Annotated in this window: 12 protein-coding genes; all 12 read left to right on the top strand. The window is 55.0% G+C overall.

Annotated features, from left to right (window positions below):
- The first annotated feature begins 441 nt into the window (after positions 1–441).
- On the top strand, positions 442–9069 hold the full coding sequence (locus tag M0R70_02490) for a cyclic beta 1-2 glucan synthetase (protein ID MCK9418230.1): 8628 nt from the start codon (positions 442–444) through the stop codon (positions 9067–9069).
- 744 nt (positions 9070–9813) lie between these two features.
- Positions 9814–12975: a formate dehydrogenase-N subunit alpha gene (fdnG, locus tag M0R70_02485; protein MCK9418229.1), complete on the top strand. Its 3162-nt coding sequence runs from the start codon at positions 9814–9816 to the stop codon at positions 12973–12975.
- Positions 12975–13790, top strand: coding sequence for a 4Fe-4S dicluster domain-containing protein (locus tag M0R70_02480; GenBank protein ID MCK9418228.1), 816 nt, complete (start codon positions 12975–12977; stop codon positions 13788–13790). Before fdnG ends, M0R70_02480 begins: the two co-directional genes overlap by 1 nt.
- A 2-nt stretch (positions 13791–13792) precedes the next feature.
- Entirely contained in the window at positions 13793–14926 is a 1134-nt protein-coding gene (gene hybB, locus M0R70_02475; GenBank protein ID MCK9418227.1) for a Ni/Fe-hydrogenase cytochrome b subunit, read from the top strand.
- Between the two features lie 547 nt (positions 14927–15473).
- A complete protein-coding gene (gene rsmG / locus M0R70_02470; GenBank protein ID MCK9418226.1) occupies positions 15474–16118 on the top strand; it encodes a 16S rRNA (guanine(527)-N(7))-methyltransferase RsmG in 645 nt (214 codons plus the stop codon).
- 342 nt (positions 16119–16460) lie between these two features.
- A complete protein-coding gene (locus M0R70_02465; protein ID MCK9418225.1) occupies positions 16461–17528 on the top strand; it encodes a hypothetical protein in 1068 nt (355 codons plus the stop codon).
- A 492-nt stretch (positions 17529–18020) separates the two neighbouring features.
- Entirely contained in the window at positions 18021–19709 is a 1689-nt protein-coding gene (gene hcp / locus M0R70_02460) for a hydroxylamine reductase (protein MCK9418224.1), read from the top strand.
- A 362-nt stretch (positions 19710–20071) separates the two neighbouring features.
- A complete protein-coding gene (locus M0R70_02455) occupies positions 20072–20848 on the top strand; it encodes an AAA family ATPase (GenBank protein ID MCK9418223.1) in 777 nt (258 codons plus the stop codon).
- Positions 20826–21671, top strand: coding sequence for a ParB/RepB/Spo0J family partition protein (locus M0R70_02450; protein MCK9418222.1), 846 nt, complete (start codon positions 20826–20828; stop codon positions 21669–21671). Before M0R70_02455 ends, M0R70_02450 begins: the two co-directional genes overlap by 23 nt.
- A 236-nt stretch (positions 21672–21907) precedes the next feature.
- Positions 21908–22303, top strand: coding sequence for a polymer-forming cytoskeletal protein (locus tag M0R70_02445; GenBank protein MCK9418221.1), 396 nt, complete (start codon positions 21908–21910; stop codon positions 22301–22303).
- A 119-nt stretch (positions 22304–22422) separates the two neighbouring features.
- Positions 22423–22620, top strand: coding sequence for a type II toxin-antitoxin system VapB family antitoxin (locus M0R70_02440; GenBank protein ID MCK9418220.1), 198 nt, complete (start codon positions 22423–22425; stop codon positions 22618–22620).
- A gap of 1 nt (position 22621) precedes the next feature.
- Positions 22622–22978 (top strand): type II toxin-antitoxin system VapC family toxin, encoded by a 357-nt coding sequence (locus M0R70_02435; protein MCK9418219.1) that lies wholly within the window; start codon positions 22622–22624, stop codon positions 22976–22978.
- Positions 22979–23271: the final 293 nt, after the last annotated feature.

Genomic DNA, 23271 nt, shown 5'->3' with positions numbered 1-23271 from the left:
CCGAAGACGTACTCAGTCGAAAGCTGAGTCAGCTATGTGACGCAAAATATAAGCACACATATGAGTTATCCAGTGTGTGCCGTGCCAAATACAGCTCACTAATTTATGGTTTTAAATTTGGCATTGTCGGTGTCATAGCAGCGTTCATTTTGCTATCACTAAGGTGATAAGTTCTAATATTCCGATCAATCGGACGCCCATAAGTGGGGTGCTTTTCGAACGTGCCGCCTCATGCTGGCGCCAGACTCGCCCCTGCGGGGCGGGGCCGCTTAGCACCGCATTCCGGAACTTGGCCTCCACTTATTTGCTGCGTGATCCGATGCAATCCGAATAGCAATCTGCTGTAATGATTTAGATTACACTATAACCGAGACGACTATACGTAAGGAAACCTTCTTGTCATTAAACCTGAAAATAAAAAGCAAGGGCCTTCTTGGAAACCTGTCCCTTTTGCAGGCGAGACTCCTTGGACACGGCCAGATACGAAAGACCGTTGACAACGAGGCGCCGCTGCGATCGGAACTATTCAGCAGCGATCAGATGGATCAGCATGGCAGGACCCTGGCGGGTTTGCACACGTTGGGTCCGGGACGGGCACGGGACCGGCTTCTGACGCGGCTGGCTGAGAATGAAGACCTGCTGCTTGGGGTCCACAACCTGCTGACGGAGGCTATTAAGGCAAACCGCCGGATTACGCCGGCCGGGGAATGGCTGCTCGATAACTTTTATCTGATCGAAGAACAGATCCGCACGGCCAGGAGACACTTGCCAAAGGGGTACAGCCGGGAACTGCCTCGACTGCTGGATGGTCCCTCGGCCGGTCTTCCGCGCGTGTATGACATTGCTCAGGAGACGATCTCACATGGCGATGGGCGGGTGGATCCGGAAAGCCTCAGCCGTTTCGTGGCGGCCTACCAGACAGTCACCGCTCTGAGGTTGGGCGAATTATGGGCAATCCCCATCATGTTGCGCCTGGCGCTGATCGAGAATCTCCGACGCGTTGCAGCCCGGATCGCCACTGACAGGACCGACCGAAACTACGCCGATTATTGGGCAGACCGGATGACGGAGATTGCCGAGAAGGACCCGAAGAGCCTGATCCTGGTGATCGCGGACATGGCCCGTTCGGACCCGCCCATGAAGAGTGCTTTTGTTGCGGAACTTTTGCGCAGGCTGCAGGGACTGGGGCCTGCTCTTGCATTGCCGCTCACCTGGATCGAGCAGCGCTTGTCCGAGAGCGGCCAGACAACAAAGCAATTGGTGCAGTCGGAGAACCAGCAACAGGCCGCTGATCAGGTCTCTATGAGCAACAGCATCGGCAGCCTCCGTTTCCTGGGCGCGATGGACTGGCGCGAGTTCGTCGAGACAATGAGCGTCGTCGAGCAGGCCCTGCGAAAGGAAACCAGCGGGGTTTACGGCAGGATGGATTTTTCCACGCGTGACCGTTACCGCCATGTTGTGGAGAAGATAGCAAAGAGCAGCCGGCTGTCGGAGAGCGAGGTGGCGGCCGCTGCGGTCCGGCTTGCGCGTGAGGCCGCGGCCCGGAAAGACGCCGCCGTCGATTTGGACGATCGTTCGGCACATGTCGGCTTCTATCTGGTCGACAAGGGTTTGCCGCAGCTCGAAGGAGCAACAGCGGTGCGACGTTCCTTCTCCGGGACGCTTCAAAAATTGAGCTCACGGTTTCCGTTGCTGCTGTATGCAGGCACGATTGCGCTGATCACGGCGATTGTTAGCGGGAGCTTATTGGTGAATGCACATGTCGCTAGGTTGCCTGGTTGGCTTCTCGGGCTGATCAGCCTTCTTTCGATGTTTGCTGCAAGTCATCTGGCTGTGGCCCTGGTGAACTGGCTTGCACCGTTGCTCGTGAGGCCGCATTTGCTGCCGCGGATGGACTTCTCCAAGGGTATCCCGCCTGAATCGCGCACTCTTGTCGTTGTCCCGACCATGCTCACCAGCGCTCAAAACATCGAGAAAATGATCGAGGCACTGGAAGTCCGGTTCCTGGCAAATCGCGGCGACAACCTGCACTTCGGCCTGCTGACGGATTTTCAGGACGCGGCCGGGGAAACGTTGCCTGAAGACGAACCGTTGTTGTTGCCGGCCCAACAGAAGATCGTAGAGCTGAATGAAAAGTACCAGAGTTTAACAGGCGACACGTTCTTCCTTTTCCATCGCCCGCGCCTTTGGAATCCCCGTGAGAGGATCTGGATGGGATACGAGCGCAAGCGGGGGAAGCTTGCGGCTTTGAATTCCCTTCTTCGCAACGGGGCACATGATAATACGGGGTCGCACTTTTCGCTTGTCGTCGGTAACACGACCGTCTTATCGAAGGTGAAGTATGTAATTACCCTTGACACGGATACGCAGCTGCCCCGCGATGCGGCACGGCAGTTTGTGGGGGCCATGGCGCACCCGCTGAATCGCGCGCACTACGACGAGGACAAGAGGCGTGTTATTGCCGGGTACGGCATCCTTCAGCCGCGCGTCGGGGTGAGCATGGCCGGCACGAAATGGTCCCGGTATGCGCGCATGTGGGGGAGTGATCCGGGCATTGATCCGTATACGCGCGCTGTCTCCGATGTCTACCAGGACCTGTTCCAGGAAGGCTCGTTCATCGGTAAAGGCATCTATGAGGTTGATGCGTTCGAACGGGCGCTGGACGGACGATTCCCCGAGAACCGGATCCTGAGCCACGACCTGATCGAAGGGTGCTATGCGCGTGCCGGGCTGTTGAGCGACGTGATGGTGTACGAGGAATATCCTTCTTGCTACAGCGCGGACGTGAGCCGCCGGCATCGCTGGATCCGCGGAGATTGGCAGCTTGCGCGATGGCTGCGGTCGCGCGTGCCGGGCATTGATGCGCGCTTACAGAAGAATCCTCTCTCGCTCCTGTCCCAATGGAAGATCTTCGACAACCTTCGACGCAGTCTGGTGTCCCCGGCGCTGATACTCCTGTTGCTGATGGGCTGGACGGTCTTGTCATCGACCTGGTTCTGGACCTTGTCGATGATCAGCATCATCTTTATCCCTTCTCTGATCACCTCTTTCCCGGGTCTGTTTCAGAAGCCGGGCGATGCGCTTCTGGGGCAGCACCTCGCTGCCGAAGGACGCTCCCTTGGCAGGCGCTTTGCCCAGGCCCTCTTTACGCTCGCCTGTCTGCCCTACGAGGCGTTTTACAGTCTCGATGCGATTCTGCGCACCACGTGGCGGATGTTGGTCACGCGCAAGCGGCTTCTCGAATGGGGCATGTCGGGAGATACCGGGTGCAGTCGCCGCAATGGCCTTGCCGCCTCCTGCCGGACGATGTGGTTCGCCCCCGTTCTTGCAACCGCCGTAATGATCTTACTCAGGCTTTCGAGTCCGTCCACGGTGGCTGCGGCCGCGCCCCTGCTGGGCCTCTGGTTTGCCTCGCCAATACTGGCCTGGTGGATCAGCCGGCCGATTGCCCGCCGCGGAGCAACGCTGACAGCCGGCCAAACCCTGTTTCTCCGGAAGCTTTCCCGCAAGACCTGGGCGTTCTTCGAGAACTTCGTCGGGCCGGAAGATCACTGGCTGCCGCCGGATAACTATCAGGAGTATCGCGCTGCCGTGGTCGCACATCGCACTTCGCCGACCAACATGGGACTTGCGCTGCTGGTGAATCTGTCCGCGTACGACTTCGGCTACATTCCTGCCGGACAACTCATCGAGCGCACGGAGAATGCACTGCGAACGATGGATGCCCTGGATCGGCACCGGGGCCACTTCTACAACTGGTATGACACGCAGTCTCTGAAGCCGTTGCTCCCTGCTTACATTTCAACGGTGGATAGCGGGAACCTCGCCGCCCACCTGCTCACCTTGCGGCAGGGTCTGCTCGCGCTTCCCGATCACCAGGTCCTCCATTCGAGATCGTTTGACGGGTTGCGCGACACCCTGCAGATACTCGTGGACGCTGCGGAAGGAGCAGCTCCCGCCAGGCTCGCTCAACTTCAGAAGGGCCTGGAGTCCGCGTATGCTTCCCCGCCGACCACTCTCGCGGCTGCGCGGTTGTGCTTTGAAAAACTGGCAACATCCGCCGCGGAAGCGGCCTCAGAATTCGATTCCCTTGATCTTGATCCCGAAAGCCAGGCAACGTGGTGGGCACATGCCCTTACCGCGCAATGCCGGGCGGCCCTCGATGAGATGACCTTCTTTGCCCCGTCGTTTGTTCGCAACGGTGATGAGATCCCGACACTGCGCGAACTGGCAAGACTTGGAAACCAGCACGCCAGGGCAAGGATGAGGGCCATCGAAGCCCTTGCCTTGCGATCCGGAGAACTCAGCCGTATGGAGTATGATTTCCTGTACGACAGGTCGAGCCGGCTCCTGGCCATCGGGTACAATGTTGGTGAGCGCCGGCGGGATGCGGGTTATTACGATCTACTTGCTTCGGAAGCGCGACTGTGCTGTTTTGTGGCGATCGCGCAGGGACAACTGCCGCAGGAAAGCTGGTTTGCCCTGGGGCGCCTGCTCACCATTGCTGATGGAGGACCGGTCCTTCTTTCGTGGAGCGGTTCGATGTTCGAGTACCTCATGCCGCTTCTGGTGATGCCGATCTACGAGAACACGCTGCTCGACCAGACCTGTCGGGCGGCGGTGGAGAGACAGATCGAATATGGGTGGCTGCGCGGCGTACCGTGGGGCATGTCTGAATCCGGCTACAACACGGTCGATGCGCATCTCGATTATCAATACCGTGCTTTTGGCGTGCCCGGCCTGGGGCTCAAACGCGGACTCGCCGAGGATATGGTCATTGCGCCCTATGCCTCGGCCCTGGCGCTGATGGTGGCGCCCGATGAAGCGTGTCTGAACCTCGAGCGACTCTCCGCGGAAGGATTTGAAGGAAAATACGGCTTCTATGAAGCGATCGACTACACGCCTTCACGTCAACGACGCGGGCAATCGAGCGTCGTAGTCCGGTCGTTCATGGCGCATCACCAGGGTATGAGCTTTCTTTCGTTGGCCTCTGTGCTCCTGGACCGTCAGATGCAGAAGCGGTTCGAATCTGACCTGGAGCTCCAGGCAACCATGCTGCTGCTCCAGGAGCGTGTGCCGAAGGCCACGGCGTTTTATTCGCACACCTCCGAGCTTTCCGAGCTCCGTACGACCTCCAACGGTCCGGAGTTGCCGATGCGCGTACTCAACAGCCCCGACACAACCGTTCCGGAGGTGCAGTTATTGTCCAACGGCAGGTACCACGTGATGGTCACGAATGCGGGGGGCGGTTACAGCCGATGGAAAGACATCGCTGTCACCCGCTGGCGCGAAGACAGTACTTGCGACAATTGGGGCACGTTCTGTTACATCCGCGACGTGGCGAGCGGAGAGTTCTGGTCGACCGCATATCAGCCGACGCTCAAACGACCGAATAAATACGAAGTGATTTTTTCGGAAGCGCGAGCGGAGTTTCGCCGCATTGACAACGACTTTGAAATGCATACGGAGATCAGTGTTTCGCCCGAGGATGATATCGAACTGCGCCGGATCACGGTCACCAACCACTCCGCGAAGCTTAGAGAGCTCGACATAACGAGTTACGCGGAAGTCGTTCTCGCATCTTCTGACGCGGACGCACTGCATCCGGCGTTCAGCAATCTCTTTGTTCAGACCGAGATCATCCGCCCGCAGCGCGCCATCCTCTGCACCCGCCGGCCGCGCTCCCTTGACGAGCAGACGCCGTGGATGTTCCATCTCATGGCCGTACACGGGGCGGATGTTGGAGAAATCTCCTATGAGACCGACCGTATGCGGTTCATCGGCCGGGGCAACACCGTCGCCGACCCGCACGCGATGGGCGCTTCATCGGGCCCCTCGGGAGCGCTTTCGGGCAGCCAGGGCTCGGCGCTCGATCCCATTGTCTCCGTACGGTATCGGATAGCGATCGAACCGGAACAATCGGCCGTCATAGACATTGTCACCGGCATCGGAGAAACTCGGGAGGTCTGCATGGGCCTTGTCGAGAAATATCAGGACCGGCGTCTCGCGGACCGCGTCTTTGATCTGGCATGGACGCATAGCCAGGTGCTCCTGCAACAGATCAACGCCACCGAGGCCGACGCGCAGCTCTATGGACGCCTGGCCGGCTCGGTGATCTATGCCAATGCTTTGCTGCGCGCCGACCCGGGCGTCATCATCAAGAACCGCCGGGGGCAATCCGGTCTCTGGGGCTACGCCATTTCGGGTGATCTTCCGATCGTGCTGCTCCAGATCGAACATCCGGACAATATCGGCCTGGTGCGCCAGCTTGTACAGGCCCACGCGTATTGGCGTCTCAAAGGTCTGGCAGCAGACCTGGTGATCTGGAACGAAGATCGCGCCGGTTACCGCCAGCTCCTGCAGGAGCAGATCATGGGGCTCATTGCCACGGGTGTTGAAGCGAACGTGACTGACCCGCGGGGCGGTATTTTCGTACGGCCCGCGGACCAGATATCGCCTGAGGACCGCCTCCTGTTCCAGACAATCGCCCGCGCCATCATCAGAGACAACCAGGGATCGCTGGCTAACCAGCTTAGCCTTCGCACTGCCGGGGAACCACGGATACCGCGCCTCCAGCCGACTCGCCGCCATCTTGCCGAATCCTCGACCACGCCGGCATTGCCTCGCCGCGACCTGATGTTATTTAACGGACTGGGCGGGTTCACGCCTGATGGCCGCGAGTACATCATTACGACCGCGCACGAACAGGTGACTCCGGCGCCCTGGGTGAACGTCATGGCAAACCCGCTTTTCGGCACCGTCATTTCAGAGAGCGGTCTTGCCTACACCTGGAGCGAAAATGCCCATGAGTTTCGCCTCACTCCCTGGCAGAACGACCCGGTAAGCGATTCGAGCGGAGAGGCGTTTTACATCCGTGATGAAGAACGCGGACACTTCTGGTCCCCCACGCCGCTGCCCAGCCGCGGGGCGACGCCTTACGTCACCCGCCACGGCTTTGGCTACAGCGTCTTCGAGCACACGGAGCGCGGCATCCGCTCTGAGATGTGGGTTTACGTGGCCGTGGATGCTTCGATCAAGTTCACGGTGTTGAAAGTGCGAAACGAGTCCGGCAGATCGCGCCGGCTCTCCGCCACCGGATACGCGGAATGGGTGCTGGGAGATCTGCGGCCCAAAACAGCCATGCACGTGGTCACTGAACTTGATCCCCACACCGGCGCGCTCTTTGCGCGGAATTCCTACAACACGGAGTTCGTTGACCGGGTTGCCTTCTTCGACGTGGATGAGGTGACCCGAACCGTGAGCGGCGACAGGACCGAGTTCCTCGGACGCAACGGTACGCTTCGGAATCCTGTGGCGATGACCCGGGTGCGCCTCTCCGGCAGGGTGGGGTCTTCTTTGGATCCCTGCGCCGCTATTCAGGTTCCCTTCGATCTGGCCGACGGGCAGGAGCGCGAGGTCATCTTCAGACTCGGCGCAGGGCGAGGTGTTGATGACGCCGGCAAACTGGTGCGTCGCTTTCGAGGATCTGCCGCCGCGCGTGGCGCGCTCGAAGCAGTGTGGCAGTACTGGAACCGCACGCTTGGGGCGGTGCAAGTGGAAACACCCGACCAGTCCGTCAATATCCTGGCCAATGGCTGGCTCTTGTACCAAACGCTCGCGTGCCGTCTTTGGGCCCGCAGCGGATACTACCAGTCGGGCGGCGCCTTCGGTTTCCGCGACCAGTTGCAGGACGTGATGGCGCTTATCCACGCCGCGCCGCGCCTCGTGCGCGAGCACCTCCTCCTGTGCGCCGGCCGGCAGTTCATGGAGGGTGATGTTCAGCATTGGTGGCATCCTCCATCAGGCCGGGGCGTGCGTACACACTGTTCGGACGATTTCCTCTGGTTGCCGTTGGCTGTTGCCCGCTATGTTCTGAACACCGGGGACACCGGGGTATTGAATGAAACCGTCAACTTCATCGGGGGCCGCCCGGTAAACAAAGACGAGGACTCGTATTACGATCTTCCCCAAGCGTCTGAACAATCGGCCAGTTTGTATGATCACTGTGTGCGGGCCATCATGAGGGGCATCAGCTTTGGCGAACACGGTTTGCCGCTTATCGGCTCGGGTGATTGGAACGACGGCATGAACATGGTGGGCGAACACGGCAAAGGTGAAAGCGTCTGGTTGGGATTCTTCCTGTATGAAGTGCTCATGCGGTTCACGGAGATCGCACGTCTGCATGGCGACCTGCCCTTTGTTGAACGCTGCCGGACGGAAGCGGGGGAACTGCGCCGGAATATCGAGCAGCATGGCTGGGACGGGGAATGGTACCTCCGCGCGTTTTTCGACGACGGTACTCCGCTCGGTTCGGCAAGTAATCCCGAATGCCGGATCGATTCCATTGCGCAAAGCTGGTCTGTTCTCTCAGGCGCCGGGGGTGCCGAACGCTCGCGCATGGCAATGGAGGCAGTGGATAAGCATCTCGTTCGACGGGACCAGAGACTGATCCAGCTCCTGGACCCGCCCTTCGATAAGTCGAATTTGAATCCCGGCTATATAAAGGGGTATGTCCCCGGTGTCAGGGAGAATGGCGGGCAATACACTCATGGGGCGATCTGGACAGCGATGGCATTTGCTGCATTGGGCGACAGCCGGCGCGCATGGGAACTGCTGGCAATAATCAACCCAATGAACCATGGGAGATCTCCGGAGGAAATTGAAACCTACAAAGGAGAGCCGTACGTTGTCGCAGCCGACGTATATGCGGTCTCACCGCACATCGGTCGCAGCGGATGGACATGGTACACGGGCTCGGCCGGCTGGATGTATCGGCTTATCGTGGAATCACTCCTGGGGCTAAGGCTTGAGGTGGATAAACTGCGTTTCGAGCCATGCCTCCCAACGGATTGGGAAATGTTCAAGGTGCATTACCGGTACCGGGATACTCTCTATCATATCACTGTCCAACAAACGCCCGCGGACATCAGCGAGACGAGTGTGACCGTCGATGGCGCTCTGCAACCCGACAAGGCCGTTCCCCTTGTTGATGACCGTAAGGAACACTCGGTCGAGGTGAGGATACCTGTTGCAGGTGGTTCACATTCGGGAACAGGAGCTTTTCCATGAAAGAGGGCATCTCGGCGATCACCTCTATGGATCAACTCGGTCTCTCTGCCCGCGCTTACAACCGCATCCTCATCGAAATACTCCAATCGTCCTTCCAGATATTCAGGACACTCGAACGGTACATGCCGCAGAACTTCGATGATCTTAAGTTTGTTCGTAACTACTCAGGTCAAAATATTGTCCGCAGATTACGCAGATTTCACAGATTAAATCGAACCTGATTTATTTTCTTAAAATCTGCGTCCATCTGCGAAATCTGCGGATAAAAAGGTTTTTATCTGTTGTAACACCCTTCTGGGTTCAGAGGTGCTGAGTAGTTACGTTTGTTCAATCAATTTGGGTCGGTGTCTTAATCCCAATTACGCGCCTATACCTCAGAAAATCCCATTTTAACTTATAGTTACCGCAGAAATTATCCCCAGATCTTTTCAGCACGTCCAATCGCTATCTCTGAGTGTTTTCATCTGAAAATGATCGCTCTGAGATCCGAATCACCAATTCAATTTAAATCGCAATAATTCGTTATAATGACTGAAAAAACATTGCACCAGTGCTACTTTTTTACTCGACAAATAATAGTTGATTTGCTATATTCATCCGGAAATAAATTTTATTAATATACAGCAAAACATCATATTTTCAATAGAAGGTGAACATGATCCTTGTTAGACAACGTTAGACAACGGTCATCAATGGTGAAAATAATTTTTATTAGCTGTTAAATTAATGCGAAGGAGGTTTGAAATGGGGGTATCAAGACGTGATTTTTTGAAGCTCTCCGGCAGTTCGCTTCTCCTGGGGGCACTTCACGCCGATCCTGCTTCCGCTGACACAAAAGAGCGGGAAATCAGGATCAAGGGCGCGAAAGTGACCACCACGATTTGTCCGTTCTGCTCGGTCGGGTGCGGCATCCTCGTGCACACCAAGGATGGAAAGGTCGTCTACACCGAAGGTGATCCGGAACACCCGATCAGTGAAGGAACGCTATGCTCAAAGGGCGCATCGCTGTTCCAGATGATGAACAATCCTACCAGGCTGCAGAAACCCCAGTATCGTGCCGCGGGTGCAACGGAATGGAAGGAAGTGGAGTGGGACTGGGCATTGGATGAAATCGCGAAACGGGTGAAGGATACCCGCGACCGAACGTTCAAGCTCACCTCCAAGTCCAAGGTGAAGGAAAAGGCGGCAGACGGCACGGAAAAAACCGTTGAAAAGGACTTTGTGGTAAACCGGACCGACGGCATCGCCCATGTCGGGAGCGCGGCCCTGGACAACGAAGAATGCTACATACTTCAAAAACTGGTGAGGTCATGGGGCCTGGTATATATTGAACATCAGGCCCGTATCTGACACTCCGCGACGGTAGCGGCTCTGGGAGAGTCGTTCGGACGCGGTGCCATGACGAACCATTGGATCGATTTCAAGAATGCTGATGTCATCCTCGTAATGGGGAGCAATCCGGCTTCAAATCATCCCATTTCCATGAAGTGGATACTGAAAGCCCAGGAGCGGGGCGCCAAGCTTATTGTTGTAGACCCCCGCTTCACGCAGACAGCCACCAAGGCTGATGTATACGCGTCCATGCGTTCGGGCACGGACATCCCCTTCCTGGGCGGGATGATCAAGTACATCCTTGATAATAATCTCATCTTCAAGGAATACGTTATCAAGTATACCAATGCCTCGTTCCTCGTGAACCCGGACTACAAAGGCCCGGGCGAACTGGACGGTCTCTTCTCGGGTTATGATGAAAAGACCAGGAAATACGACAAAAAAACTTGGTCGTTCCAGATGGACGAGAACGGCGTCCCGAAGAAGGATCCTTCTCTGAAAGACCCGCATTGCGTGTACCAGTTGATGAAGAAACATTACTCGCGCTACACGCTCGACAAGGTCTCAGGCATCACCGGCACACCCAAGGACAAACTGGAAGAGGTCTACAAGCTCTATGCTTCGACCGGCAAGCCAAACAAGGCCGGCACCGAGTTGTATGCCATGGGCTGGACGCAGCACACGGTCGGGACGCAGAACATCAGGGCTATGTGCATCATTCAACTGTTGCTCGGCAATATGGGCATCGCAGGCGGCGGCATCAATGCCCTGCGCGGAGAGGGCAACGTTCAGGGTTCAACTGACCACGGCCTGTTGTTCCATATCCTCCCGGGCTATTTGGCAACACCGACCGCGTCCATAGCCACCCTCCCTGCGTACATTGAGAAATACACACCCAAAACCAAGGAACCGAAGAGCGTGAACTGGTGGTCCAACCGGGGCAAATACATTACCAGCTACCTCAAGGCCATTTACGGGAGCAGGGCCACCAAGGAAAATGATTTCGGGTATGCGTGGATGCCGAAGCTCGATGAAGGCATGAACGCTTCCTGGCTCATGATTTTCGATCAGATGTTCAAGGGGAAATTTGAAGGCTTCTTTGCATGGGGCCAGAATCCCGCGTGTTCGGGAGCTAATTCGAACAAGACCCGGCAGGCGCTTGCCAAGCTCAAATGGATGGTGAATGTCAATCTCTACGACAACGAGACCGGATCGTTCTGGAAGGGTCCTGGCATGAATCCGAAGGATATCCAGACCGAGGTCTTCTTGCTGCCCTGCGCATCATCGGTTGAAAAGGAAGGCAGTCTTTCAAACTCAGGACGGTGGGTGCAGTGGCGTTATAAGGCAATTGAACCCATCGGCCAGTCCAAGCCGGACGCGGAAATCGCAAACGAACTGTACTTCCGGGTAAAAAGCCTTTATCAGAAGGAAGGTGGCAAGTTCCCCGCGCCCATCCTGAACATAACCTGGAACTACGGTGAAAAAGACGCCCAGGGGAAAATCCACGAAATTAATGTGCATAATATCGCAAAAGAGATCAACGGCTACTATCTGGAAGATGTGTACGACAAGACCGCAACACCGCCCAAGCTCCTCGGCAAGAAAGGCGAGCTCTGCGCGTCCTTTGTGTATCTGCAGGCGGACGGTACAACCTCATCTGGCTGTTGGATCTATTCTCAGAGCTACACTCAGAAGGAAGGCAAGATCATCAACATGATGGCGCGACGAGGGAAAGATGATCCTACCGGCCTTGGCCTGTTTTCGGGATGGGCATGGGCATGGCCGGTCAACCGGAGAATCATCTACAACCGGGCCTCGGTGGACCCCAATGGTAATCCCTGGGATCCGAAGCGTGCATTGCTCAAATGGGACCCGGTCAAGGAAGATCCGGCGAGCAAGAAACCCGGCACCTGGGTGGGAGATATCCCGGATGGGCCAGCTCCGCCCATGGCAACGGAAAAAGGAAAGTTACCTTTCATTATGATGGCCACCGGCGTGGGACACCTTTTCGGGCCCGGCATGGCCGAGGGCCCCTTCCCCGAACACTATGAGGCACTTGAGTGTCCGCTCGAGGAAAATATGCTGTCCAAACAGCGGATCAATCCGACGATCAAGATTTTCGGTGATGAGGCGGGTGCCGTTTTCTCCTGCGATATGCGGTATCCTCTTGTTGCCACGACCTACCGCGTTTCCGAGCACTGGCAGACCGGCGTCATGACACGACATGAACCGTGGCTGCTCGAGATGCAGCCCCAGATGTTCGTTGAAATGAGCGAAGAACTGGCAAAGGAAAAAAATATCAAAAACGGTGAAAAGGTCATGGTGAAATCAGGCCGGGGCGAGCTCTGGGCAATCGCAATCGTTACGACGCGGTTCAAACCCTTCAAGATCGGAAACTCCACCGTGCATCAGGTGGGCCTTCCCTGGCACTTCGGATGGCAATACCCTGTGGACGGCAGCGGCGGGGACAGTGCGAACCTGCTGACGCCGACCGTCGGTGATGCCAATACCATGATACCCGAATCGAAGGCCTTCATGGTCAATGTCGTAAAGATCACGGGAGGGAGGACATAATGACAACGATTACTCAACCCCCCCAAAAAGCCGTGCTGGTCGACCTGACGCGCTGCATCGGATGTCGCAGCTGTCAGGTGGCATGCAAATCATGGAATGAACGTTCCGTGAAGAAGACAGTGAATCAGGGAGTGTACACGAATCCGCCGAAACTGAATTCCGATACGTATACCCGTATCGAATTTCTGGAAGGGGCGTCCGGACAGGCGCCGGCATGGCACTTTATCAAGGACCAGTGTATGCATTGCGATGATCCGGCCTGCGTATCCGCGTGTCCGGTGGGGGCCTTCAAAAAACTGCCGAACGGGCCCGTGAACTATGACTATGACAAATGCATCGGCTGCCGGTATTGCATGATCGCGTGTCCCTTCCAGGTCCCGAAGTATGAATGGGAAAAGAGGATCTTTCCCTGGGTCCGCAAGTGCACCTTCTGTTCAGACCGCCAGGCTGATAATCTGACCCCTGCGTGCATCAAGATTTGTCCGACCAAGACCATGTTTTTTGGAAATAAAGAAGAGGTCCTGGCCGAGGCGAAGAAGCGGCTCGCGGAACATCCCGGTAAATATGTGAATTATGTCTATGGTGAGAAAGAGGCGGGCGGAACATCCTGGATGTATATCGCGGCTGTGCCTTTTGAGCAGCTGGGATTCAACATGAACATACCCGCCAAGAAACTTCCGGAAAATACCTGGGCCATGCTCAGGGAGATCCCGTTCAAAGTGGTCGGGTTCGTTACCGCATTGTCGCTCATTGCGGTCTTCCGCAACCGGGGCAGTAATCCCGACGCTGAATCCACGCACAAGGAGGAGAATTAACCATGACATTCCTGGAAGGAGTGAAAAAAAGCTTTGAAACGAAAGGAATGCGTCTCCTCCTGCTGCTCGTCAGTCTGGGTATTGTGGCGACGCTTCTCCGCATGTTCAAGGGTCTTGGCGCGGTTACCAACCTGACCGATGAGTATCCCTGGGGGCTCTGGGTCGCCGTTGACGTGTTCTCGGGCGTGGCCCTTGCGGCCGGTGGCTTCACCATCACCGCTGCGGTGTACATATTCAATATGAAAAAGTACAAACCCATAACCCGGCCGGCCATTCTGACGGCCTTTATCGGTTACTCCATCGTCGTCGTGGGACTTGCCATCGACATCGGCAAGCCTTTCAGCGCATGGCACCCGATGGTTTACTGGAATTACCGCTCGGTCATGTTCGAGGTCGTGATGTGCATCACCCTGTACACCACGGTGCTGTTGTTCGAATTCGCGCCGGCATTTCTGGAGCGCGTGAAGTGGCACGGAGCGCTGAAGGTCATCAAAAAAATCACCTATCCCCTGGTAATCGCCGGCATTGTGCTGTCGTTCCTGCACCAGTCGTCGCTTGGCGGTTTCTACCTGATTGCGCCGGCAAAGCTGAACCATCTCTGGTGGACGCCGAACCTGCCCTACATGTTCTATCTCTCGGCGATTGCCGCGGGTCTCGCCATGGTCGCTTTCGAGGGTATCGTGAGCACCCGGGGCCTCAAGCGGGAGTCTGAGACAGAAATTGTTCAGGGTTTGGGCCGGGGCACGCGTATTGCCCTGCTGGTTTATTTGATCGCGAAAATCGCGGACATGTCGTATCGGGGCAATTGGCCGCTGCTGTTGGACTGGAACAAGGCCAGCTTCTTCTGGAGCGCGGAGATACTGATCGGCGTGCTTATTCCGATTGCCCTGTTCTCGATGAAGTCCGTCAAGGAGTCCGAGAACGGCCAGCTGATGGCATCAACGCTGGTCATCATCGGTGTTGTCTTTAATCGATTCAACATGACCTTTTTCACCCAGGCTGGTTCGGGTACCTTCTATTTCCCGTCGATTTGGGAAATTTTCGTGACGCTGGGACTGCTCTCGGCCATTGTCATGTTCTACCGTCTGGCTGTCATGCACCTGCCGGTATTCCATGAGGGTCCGTTGAACAGATAGGCTCTCAATGGTGAGAAGTAATAAAAACCCCGCCTTTGATACTGAAGGCGGGGTTTTCTTTTTCCTATTCTCTGAAGAGAGCCTTGCGTTCTTATAAGCCGTTCCATCCTGATCTCATCAAAGCATCCACCTCTTATAACAGATAGCGTTGCCAGACCCTCGTGTAAACGCACGATAATCACGAACGCCTCATGGCAGATGATTACGCTTCTCTCGCCCCCTTTTTTACCGTAACGGGACGGGGAGAGTTGAGCGTCTTTGTTCTTTATTGATTCATGTCGTGAAACAGTATTTATTTTGTTTGGGTCTGGCCTCAATTACACGATGGGGATAGGGGTTGAAATTAATTGTTTGGGCATCATCCTGTTTTTCAGGCAGGGCTGACAAAGACATGCACCCGCATGAGGTCCCCGCGATTGACAAGATATCCCAAACAGGGTAAATTGCGCAATGCAGATCGTGCTGCGGGAAAGCGACGATCATCATGCACCGGATTAGGATCGGGCGGAGACGCAGGGGAACTTCGGTCGATTGCGGAAAGATCATCATGATTCCACGGGAATTATTAAATAACGGCGCAATAAAGCTCGGCATTCCCTTGACCGTTGAACAGGCCAATTCCGTGTTCATCTATCTGGCGGAGCTCAAAAAGTGGAGCCGGAAGATCAACCTCACCGCGATCAAAGATGAACGGGATATTATTATCAAACACGTGCTGGATTCACTTTCATATATTCATGGATTTACGCCCGCCCCGGGACTGCGATTGCTGGACATGGGATCGGGAGCGGGTTTTCCGGCGCTGCCGATCAAAATAGTTTGTCCCGGGATAGTGGTCACCATGGTGGAATCAACAAAAAAGAAAGCGTCTTTTCTGCGCCATATCATCAGGACCCTGAAGCTCACGGAAACCGCGGTCGTCGATTCAAGGACGGAAGAACTCGATGTTCACTTTCTCTCCGCGTTTGATATTGTCACGGCCCGCGCTTTTGCTGACATGAAATCAGCTATAGCAGAAGGAATGCCCTTGCTCAGGCCGGGTGGGCTTATAGTACTGAGCAGGGGACCGGAAGAGACGATCAACGAGCAGGACCTGGCCAGGGCTGGTGTTTCGCTGGAACGCCGGACTGACCTGACGCTCCCGTTTTCGGATTATAAAAGGACGATCTGGGTCTTTAAGAAGGCTGGTTAAACCTCAATGGTTTCAACGTGTTGGATGTCTGGCAAAGACGGAGATTGTTCCACGTGGAACATCAGCGCGCGTCAGGCTGATTGACAGGACAGCCTTGATTCGTTCGAAAAAATCAGAATGGGTCCATCCTGAACCCTTTGATGTCATTCTGAACGTAGCGAAGCGAAGTGAAATATTTGCTCAGGGCAGGCTCAGTGAAGAATCTTTCAACTGGATGCAAAAGCAAGATTTCTCGCTTGGCTCGAAATGACAAAACAGGAGATTTCCAACTTATTACGAGACCGTCACTCCTTATATACACATGAAAATTTACGTTAATTCTTGGTTCAAAGAAAGATTTTTATGTTAGAAGGGCCGCTTACAATACCGGAGGAATGGCGTGAAATTGCCCAAGAGATCCTTTTTCACGGCGGGCCGGTTTTTGCCATCGGAGCGCCGGGTTCGGGAAAAACCACGTTCTGCCTCTATCTCGCCGGCCTCTTCTGCCGGTCCGGCAAAAAGGTCGTTTGGATCGATGCGGACCCCGGCCAGCCCTTCATCGGCCCGCCGTCAGTAATATCGCTCACCGCGTATACAGAAGCCGCCGAGCTGTTGAGTCGAAAGAACCCTATGATCATGGGCTTTATCGGCAATACTTCTCCCGTCGGCCGCCTGCTTGAGATGATATCGGGTCTTCAAAAGCTTTATTCGCTGGCCCAGTCGCTCGATCCCGGCCTTGTTCTTATTAATACCTGCGGACTCGTGAATGGCGGCGCCGCGCGGGAGCTTAAATGCCATGAGATCGACATGCTTTCCCCCCGCTATGTGATCGCCTTGCAGAAGGGGACCGAGATAGAGCATCTGCTGGCCCCGCATTCGCACAGGGCCGGCTTGCTCATCCATCGGATACCCATATCGCCCGATGCAAAGGCATCCACCAGAGAGGCCCGACGGTCGGCCCGCGAACAGCGCTTTAAGGAGTATTTCCGCGGCGCGGACTTTCAGGAGATCTCTCTCCATGATGTCGGAATACTTGGCCCGGGCCTCGGCACCGGCGAAAGGCTGGGATTCCGGGATATTAACCGGCTTTCGAAGATATTTCAGGCGATCGTGATCCATGCCGAGTTGTCCGCTGACCGGCTCTTCCTCATCATTGAAGGCGAGTATATGGAGGAGGAGCTCTACACGGCAAAGGAGCAGTATAATGTCCGGGAGGTCATGGTGGTTAAACGATCAGAGCTGGACCATCTGCTCGTGGGGCTGAATGACGACCGCAACCTTTGCCACGGCCTAGGGATCCTCCGCTCCATCGATCTGAAGGAACTGTCCATACGGGTAATTACTCCGCTCCGGGACGTTTCCGGGGTACGACATCTTTCGCTCGGGTCGATCCGCGTCAGTCCTGCCGGAGGAGAGCTGGGGCTGGTGTAGCCCGATGATCCACTTGTAACAACGCTGTATTCGCTTGCTAACCACGGGTGCACATGGCAATACCAGGTGCTCAGTGTCTCAACGCAACGGGTTGTTGCCCAAACCCCGTTCACCCTTCGACAAGCTCAGGGCGAACGGTATAGCCTTTGATATTATGAACTTTTCCCGTTCGTGCTGAGCCTGTCGAAGCACACAATTGGTTTATGCAACAGCCCGTCAATAATAGATTTCACCATATTGATATGAACCTGATACCGCGTTCGTTTCTTGATCGTTGATAAAAGCCGTGTTCATCCGCTGTTCCCCGTTGTTTTTACGTTAAACCTGTTTATTGTTTCTGTTCATTTCTGCGTAACATCACCCCCTCAAATATAATTTTAAAAAAAATTCTCCACTCATATGACCCCTATCATATGCTTCTCTTCCCGCTACCCGTATAATCGGTCCACATCAACGAAAGACGATGTAAATTTATTCCTTGAGGAGGATGCTATGTTTTGTTATCAATGCGAACAGGCAGCAAACGGCAAAGGGTGCACCAAGATCGGGGTATGCGGCAAGGACCCGGAGGTATCATCACTTCAGGACCTTTTAGTCTATTCCATGAAAGGGCTTTCGCTCGTTGCAGTTGAAGGCAGGGGACACGGCGTCAATGACCAGGAAGTTAACCTTTTTCTGACCAAAGGGCTTTTTTCAACGCTCACGAACGTCGATTTCGACCCCAGGCGGTTCGAAACACTCATTCAGAAAAGCGTTGAGCTCCGCGATGGGCTGAAAACAAAGGTCACAGCAGCCGGCGGCAGAACGGACTTCACTCACGGCAGCGCTTCCTATAAACCAGCAGCTTCAATCGAGGCTTTGGCAAAACAGGGCCGGGAGGTAAGGGAGCGGGTGCCTGATGCAGCGATCAACCCCGATATCCAGTCGCTCCAGGACATTCTCCTGTTCGGCCTCAAAGGCGTGGCTGCTTATGCAGATCATGCCCAGATCCTCGGAAAAACCGATGATACGATCTATGCGTTCATGGCCGAAGCACTGGCAGCCATGACGGGGACCGATCTGGGCCTGAACGAATGGGTTGCGCTTGTGCTGAAGTGCGGTGAGGTCAACCTCAAGGCCATGGAGATCCTCGATGGCGGCAATACCGGCACGTTCGGCCACCCGGTCCCGACCAAGGTACCGCTCGGTGCGAAAAAAGGCAAGGCGATCCTTGTTTCCGGCCATGACCTGAAAGACCTTGATATGATCCTGAAACAGAGTGAGGGCAAGGGGATCAATGTCTATACTCACGGCGAGATGCTGCCGGCCCATGGCTACCCGAGCCTCAAAAAATATCCTCATTTTTTCGGCCATTACGGTACGGCCTGGCAGAACCAGCACAAGGAGTTCGCGCATTTTCCCGGCGCCATTGTGATGACCACAAACTGCATCCAGAAGCCGCTGGCGTCGTACAAGGACAATCTCTTTACCTGCGGACTCGTGGGCTGGCCTGATGTGAAGCACATTTCAGACGGAAATTTTATCTCCGTGATAGAAAAATCCCTGTCGCTTCCTGGATTTACCGAAGATGTACCGGGCAAGGAGGTTTTTGCCGGATTCGCGCGGAATGCGGTGCTCGGCGTGGCGGACAAGGTGATCGATCTGGTCAAGGACGGAAAGATCCGCCACTTCTTCCTCGTGGGCGGGTGCGACGGCGCAAAGCCCGGCAGGAACTACTATACGGAATTCGTGGAAAAAGCGCCCAAGGACACCATCGTGATGACCCTGGCCTGCGGCAAGTTCCGCTTCTTTGACAAGAACCTGGGAGACATCGGCGGCATCCCGCGGCTGCTCGACATCGGTCAATGCAATGACGCTTATTCGGCTGTTCAGATCGCGCTCGCGCTTTCAAAGGCCTTCAACATCGGCGTGAACGAATTGCCGCTGTCCCTGGTCCTGTCATGGTACGAGCAGAAGGCCGTGGCTATCCTGCTCTCCTTGCTGTCTTTGGGTATCAAGGACATCCGGCTCGGGCCGACGCTTCCGGCATTCATCACTCCGAACGTGCTCGATGTGCTGGTCAAAAACTTCGACATCAAGCCCATTGCAGCAACGGCCGAAGAGGACCTCGAAACGATCCTCGGACCCTGCTGGTCAAAGACAAAGGCAGAGTGTGTGGAAGCTGAAGAAGTAACAGTCTGATACCATTCAACCTCCATTCCGGCAGGGCGGTTTTTCCGTCCTGCCGTTCTTTTTTCTCGATCCTGTAAATGATTGTTCCACGTGGAACATTGAACAGGGTGTAGGCGAAATGCAGGCCCTGACAAGCCATTTATTGCCGAGGAATGACAAGGGCTTAATGACCGCAGCCATTGTCTCTTTATACACGCGCGAAAAAAACGGCATGCTTGTAACAAGCCTCTTTCGTCCATCTGATTTTAACTATTCTACAAGTGTTGCCCAGCTTCAGTCGCGGGAAAACCGAGTTTTTTTCTTCCTTTTATCATCATCCTATGGTACATTAACCAGGTTTTGGACCAGCGGTATCGGGGGGTGTCGGAAGAATGGGCAGGGTCATAGCAATTGCCAACCAGAAGGGCGGCGTGGGCAAGACCACGACTACCGTGAACGTCGCGGCATCGCTCGCTGCTGCGGAAAAAAAGGTGCTGCTCATCGATTCAGACCCCCAGGGAAACTCCTCGAGCGGCATGGGCATCAACCGGAACGAGATCATCGGCAGCACCTATGACCTGTTTACCGGGAAAAAAACACTTCAGGAAATTAAAAAATCAACACACTTCCCCTGGCTCGACGTCGTCCCCGCGAAGATCGACCTGGTGGGTGTTGAAATAGAACTTATCCAGATGATCGCCCGCGAGCGGGTGCTTAAGAAGGCGATCTCGACCTTCCGGAACGATTACGACTATATCCTCATCGACTGCCCGCCATCGCTCGGCCTGCTCACCGTCAACGCGCTGACCGCGGCGGACGGGGTGCTGATCCCGGTTCAGTGCGAATACTACGCCCTCGAGGGACTGACAGCGCTCATGAACACCGTCACGCTCATAAAACAGGATCTGAACCCGGACCTCGCCATCGAAGGCGTGCTCCTCACCATGTTCGACAGCAGGAACAACCTTGCCTCTCAGGTGGCCCAGGAAGTGCGCACATATTTCGGCAACAAGGTTTACACCACCGTCATCCACCGCAATGTTGCCCTTTCCGAGGCGCCAAGCCACGGGAAGCCGGTGCTCCTGTACGATATCCGGTCCCGGGGCGCGCAAAGCTACCTGGAACTCGCGAAGGAGGTCATCACCAATGCAAAAGCAGGCGCTCGGTAAAGGTCTCGGTGCGCTTATTCCCGACCTGTCCTCGCTCGACGACAAAGCGCGAAAGGCCATCGGCATCTATGAGATCGAACTGGACAAGATCGTGCCGAACGAGTACCAACCAAGAAAAACGTTCCAAAATGAGAGCTTGAAAGAGCTTGCCTCCTCGATAAAAGAGCACGGGGTGATCCAACCCATCATCGTCCACCGGATCGGGACGAACTACGGACTCGTCGCCGGTGAACGGCGGTGGCGGGCGGCACGGCTTGCCGGTCTCAAGACCATCCCCGCGCTCGTAAAAGAGGCGACCAAGCGCGAGCTCATCGAACAGGCCCTTATTGAGAACATCCAGCGAGAGGACCTGAACCCGCTCGAGGCTGCCGAGGCGTATAAGCGGCTCCAGGACGAGTTCAAGCTTACACAGGAAGATCTCGCCAGGCGCGTTGGTAAAGAGCGGTCAACAATCACGAACTATCTTCGTATCCTCGGACTTCCCAAAGAATTGAAGCAGGGCCTCTCAACCGGTGCGCTCAGCATGGGCCATGCCAAAGCGCTTCTGTCGCTCGAACGCGTGCGTGACCAGATCCAGGCAGCGGCGACGATCGTCAAGAAGGGTCTCTCGGTGCGCGAGGCCGAGGCGCTCGCCAACCGGCTCAAGAACCCTGCGAAGGAAAAAAAGGTGCGGCAAAGCCACGAGCTGAAAGCGGTGGAAGAGAAGCTCAAGAAGGCGCTTGGCACCAAGGTGAGCATCGCGGCCAAGGCCAGGGGCGGCAGGATCGTGATCGAGTATTATTCAACTGAAGATCTGGACAGAATCCTGGATAAGATCGGGTAATAAAAACCGAGGTTGTCAGGTTCACGGTTCAAGGTTCATGGTTCAGGCTTAATAAACAACACCGGAATATTGAACCTATTATTATTTTGAAATTCGTTCAGCGACTCTTCAAGTCGTTCGAGTTTCACGGCCTTCCAACCTTGAACCGTGAACGACTCGACTGAGCTCGTCGAAGTCCTGGAACTTTGAACCTAAGCAGTTACAAGTATTTTATGAATTATAAGGAGGGCTCATTCATGTTGAAAAAAGGTTCAGGCACACCGGAGCAGTCCGAGATCACGGCATTCCTCGGAAAGGGTACGGAGTTCAAGGGAGTGCTCAGCTTCGAGGGCACCATACGCGTTGACGGCAAGGTCGATGGAGAGATCATCTCCAAGGACACGCTCATCGCCAGCGATGGCGCATTTCTCCAGGGAGAGATCTCCGTGGGCACGATCATATTGAGCGGCAAGATCGTCGGCAATATCAATGCAGGCCAGAAGGTACACCTCCTCGCCCCGGCCTATGTCCAGGGAAACATCAAAACACCAAAACTCATCATTGAGGAGGGTGTCACTTTCGACGGCAAGTGCGAGATGGCCGGTGAGAAGAAGGCCGCGGAGCAGAAGGTCGTGTCTCTGAAGGAGCGGTAAGCAGAAACGAATAGATCATCAAAGCCTTATATTGCTTGCGCAACAAGCCCTTGACAAGCGCACTAATTTGATGCATATTAATACATATGATAATGCATACCTGAACACGGAGGCAGCTCATGCGCACCACCCTGAACATTGAGGATGAGTTACTTGATAGGGCGGCAAAATTGACCGGCATCAAAGAGAAAACGTCGCTTATCAAGCGGGGGCTTGAATCGTTAATAGCGATCGAAAGTGGTAAACGACTCGCACAACTGGGTGGCTCCGAAAAAGGTCTGAAGGCGATACCCCGGAGACGGACAGAAGGCAGGTAACATGATACTTGTCGATACTTCCGTATGGGTAGAGCATTTTCGACATGGAAATATCGGGCTTGATACTCTATTGCAGGAAGGACAGGTTGTTTGTCATCCTTTCATTGTCGGCGAGCTCGCCTGCGGAAATATAAAAAATAGATCGCGAATCCTGTCTCTTCTCAGCACTCTCCCGATAGCACACACTGCAGAACATGAGGAAGTAATGCACGTTATTGAGAAGTACCAGCTTATGGGCAAGGGATTGGGATATATTGATGTGCATTTGCTTGCTTCGGCGATGTTGACACACATTCCACTATGGACACTCGACAAGAGACTGAACAGTGTTTCAACAACCGTGGGCGCCAAATGGTAATTCCGCACGTTGGGCTGAATTTTCTTCGTTTAGCACGACGTTGTAATCGAGAACCTGTTGGGCAAGCTGCGCTATTTTGCCCAACCTACTCGCTTCTATTCCGCTGCCTCGATTTTTTTTGTAAAATGGATCCTGAGAAATCACAGGGGAATTAAGTGAAAAGAGATTTGGCGAAAGACGTTCTTATCAGCTCTTTGATTGCTATTGTCTTGTATGTTGTTACCGGAAGCTGGGAAGCATCTATCTTAGTAGGATTAGCATACTTTCTTTATGACTTGAGATGGATTGTAATT

Source organism: Nitrospirota bacterium, from assembly GCA_023229435.1.
Classification (GTDB): Bacteria; Nitrospirota; UBA9217; order UBA9217; family UBA9217; genus JALNZF01.
This window is presented reverse-complemented; position numbering and strand designations above follow the sequence as displayed.

Excerpts from the sequence above, each read along its gene's own strand:
- M0R70_02480 (MCK9418228.1), top strand. The coding sequence starts at position 12,975 with ATGACAACGATTACTCAACCCCCCCAAAAAGCCGTGCTGGTCGACCTG.
- hybB (MCK9418227.1), top strand. The coding sequence starts at position 13,793 with ATGACATTCCTGGAAGGAGTGAAAAAAAGCTTTGAAACGAAAGGAATG.
- rsmG (MCK9418226.1), top strand. The coding sequence starts at position 15,474 with ATGATTCCACGGGAATTATTAAATAACGGCGCAATAAAGCTCGGCATT.
- M0R70_02465 (MCK9418225.1), top strand. The coding sequence starts at position 16,461 with ATGTTAGAAGGGCCGCTTACAATACCGGAGGAATGGCGTGAAATTGCC.
- hcp (MCK9418224.1), top strand. The coding sequence starts at position 18,021 with ATGTTTTGTTATCAATGCGAACAGGCAGCAAACGGCAAAGGGTGCACC.
- M0R70_02455 (MCK9418223.1), top strand. The coding sequence starts at position 20,072 with ATGGGCAGGGTCATAGCAATTGCCAACCAGAAGGGCGGCGTGGGCAAG.
- M0R70_02450 (MCK9418222.1), top strand. The coding sequence starts at position 20,826 with ATGCAAAAGCAGGCGCTCGGTAAAGGTCTCGGTGCGCTTATTCCCGAC.
- M0R70_02445 (MCK9418221.1), top strand. The coding sequence starts at position 21,908 with ATGTTGAAAAAAGGTTCAGGCACACCGGAGCAGTCCGAGATCACGGCA.
- M0R70_02440 (MCK9418220.1), top strand. The coding sequence starts at position 22,423 with ATGCGCACCACCCTGAACATTGAGGATGAGTTACTTGATAGGGCGGCA.
- M0R70_02435 (MCK9418219.1), top strand. The coding sequence starts at position 22,622 with ATGATACTTGTCGATACTTCCGTATGGGTAGAGCATTTTCGACATGGA.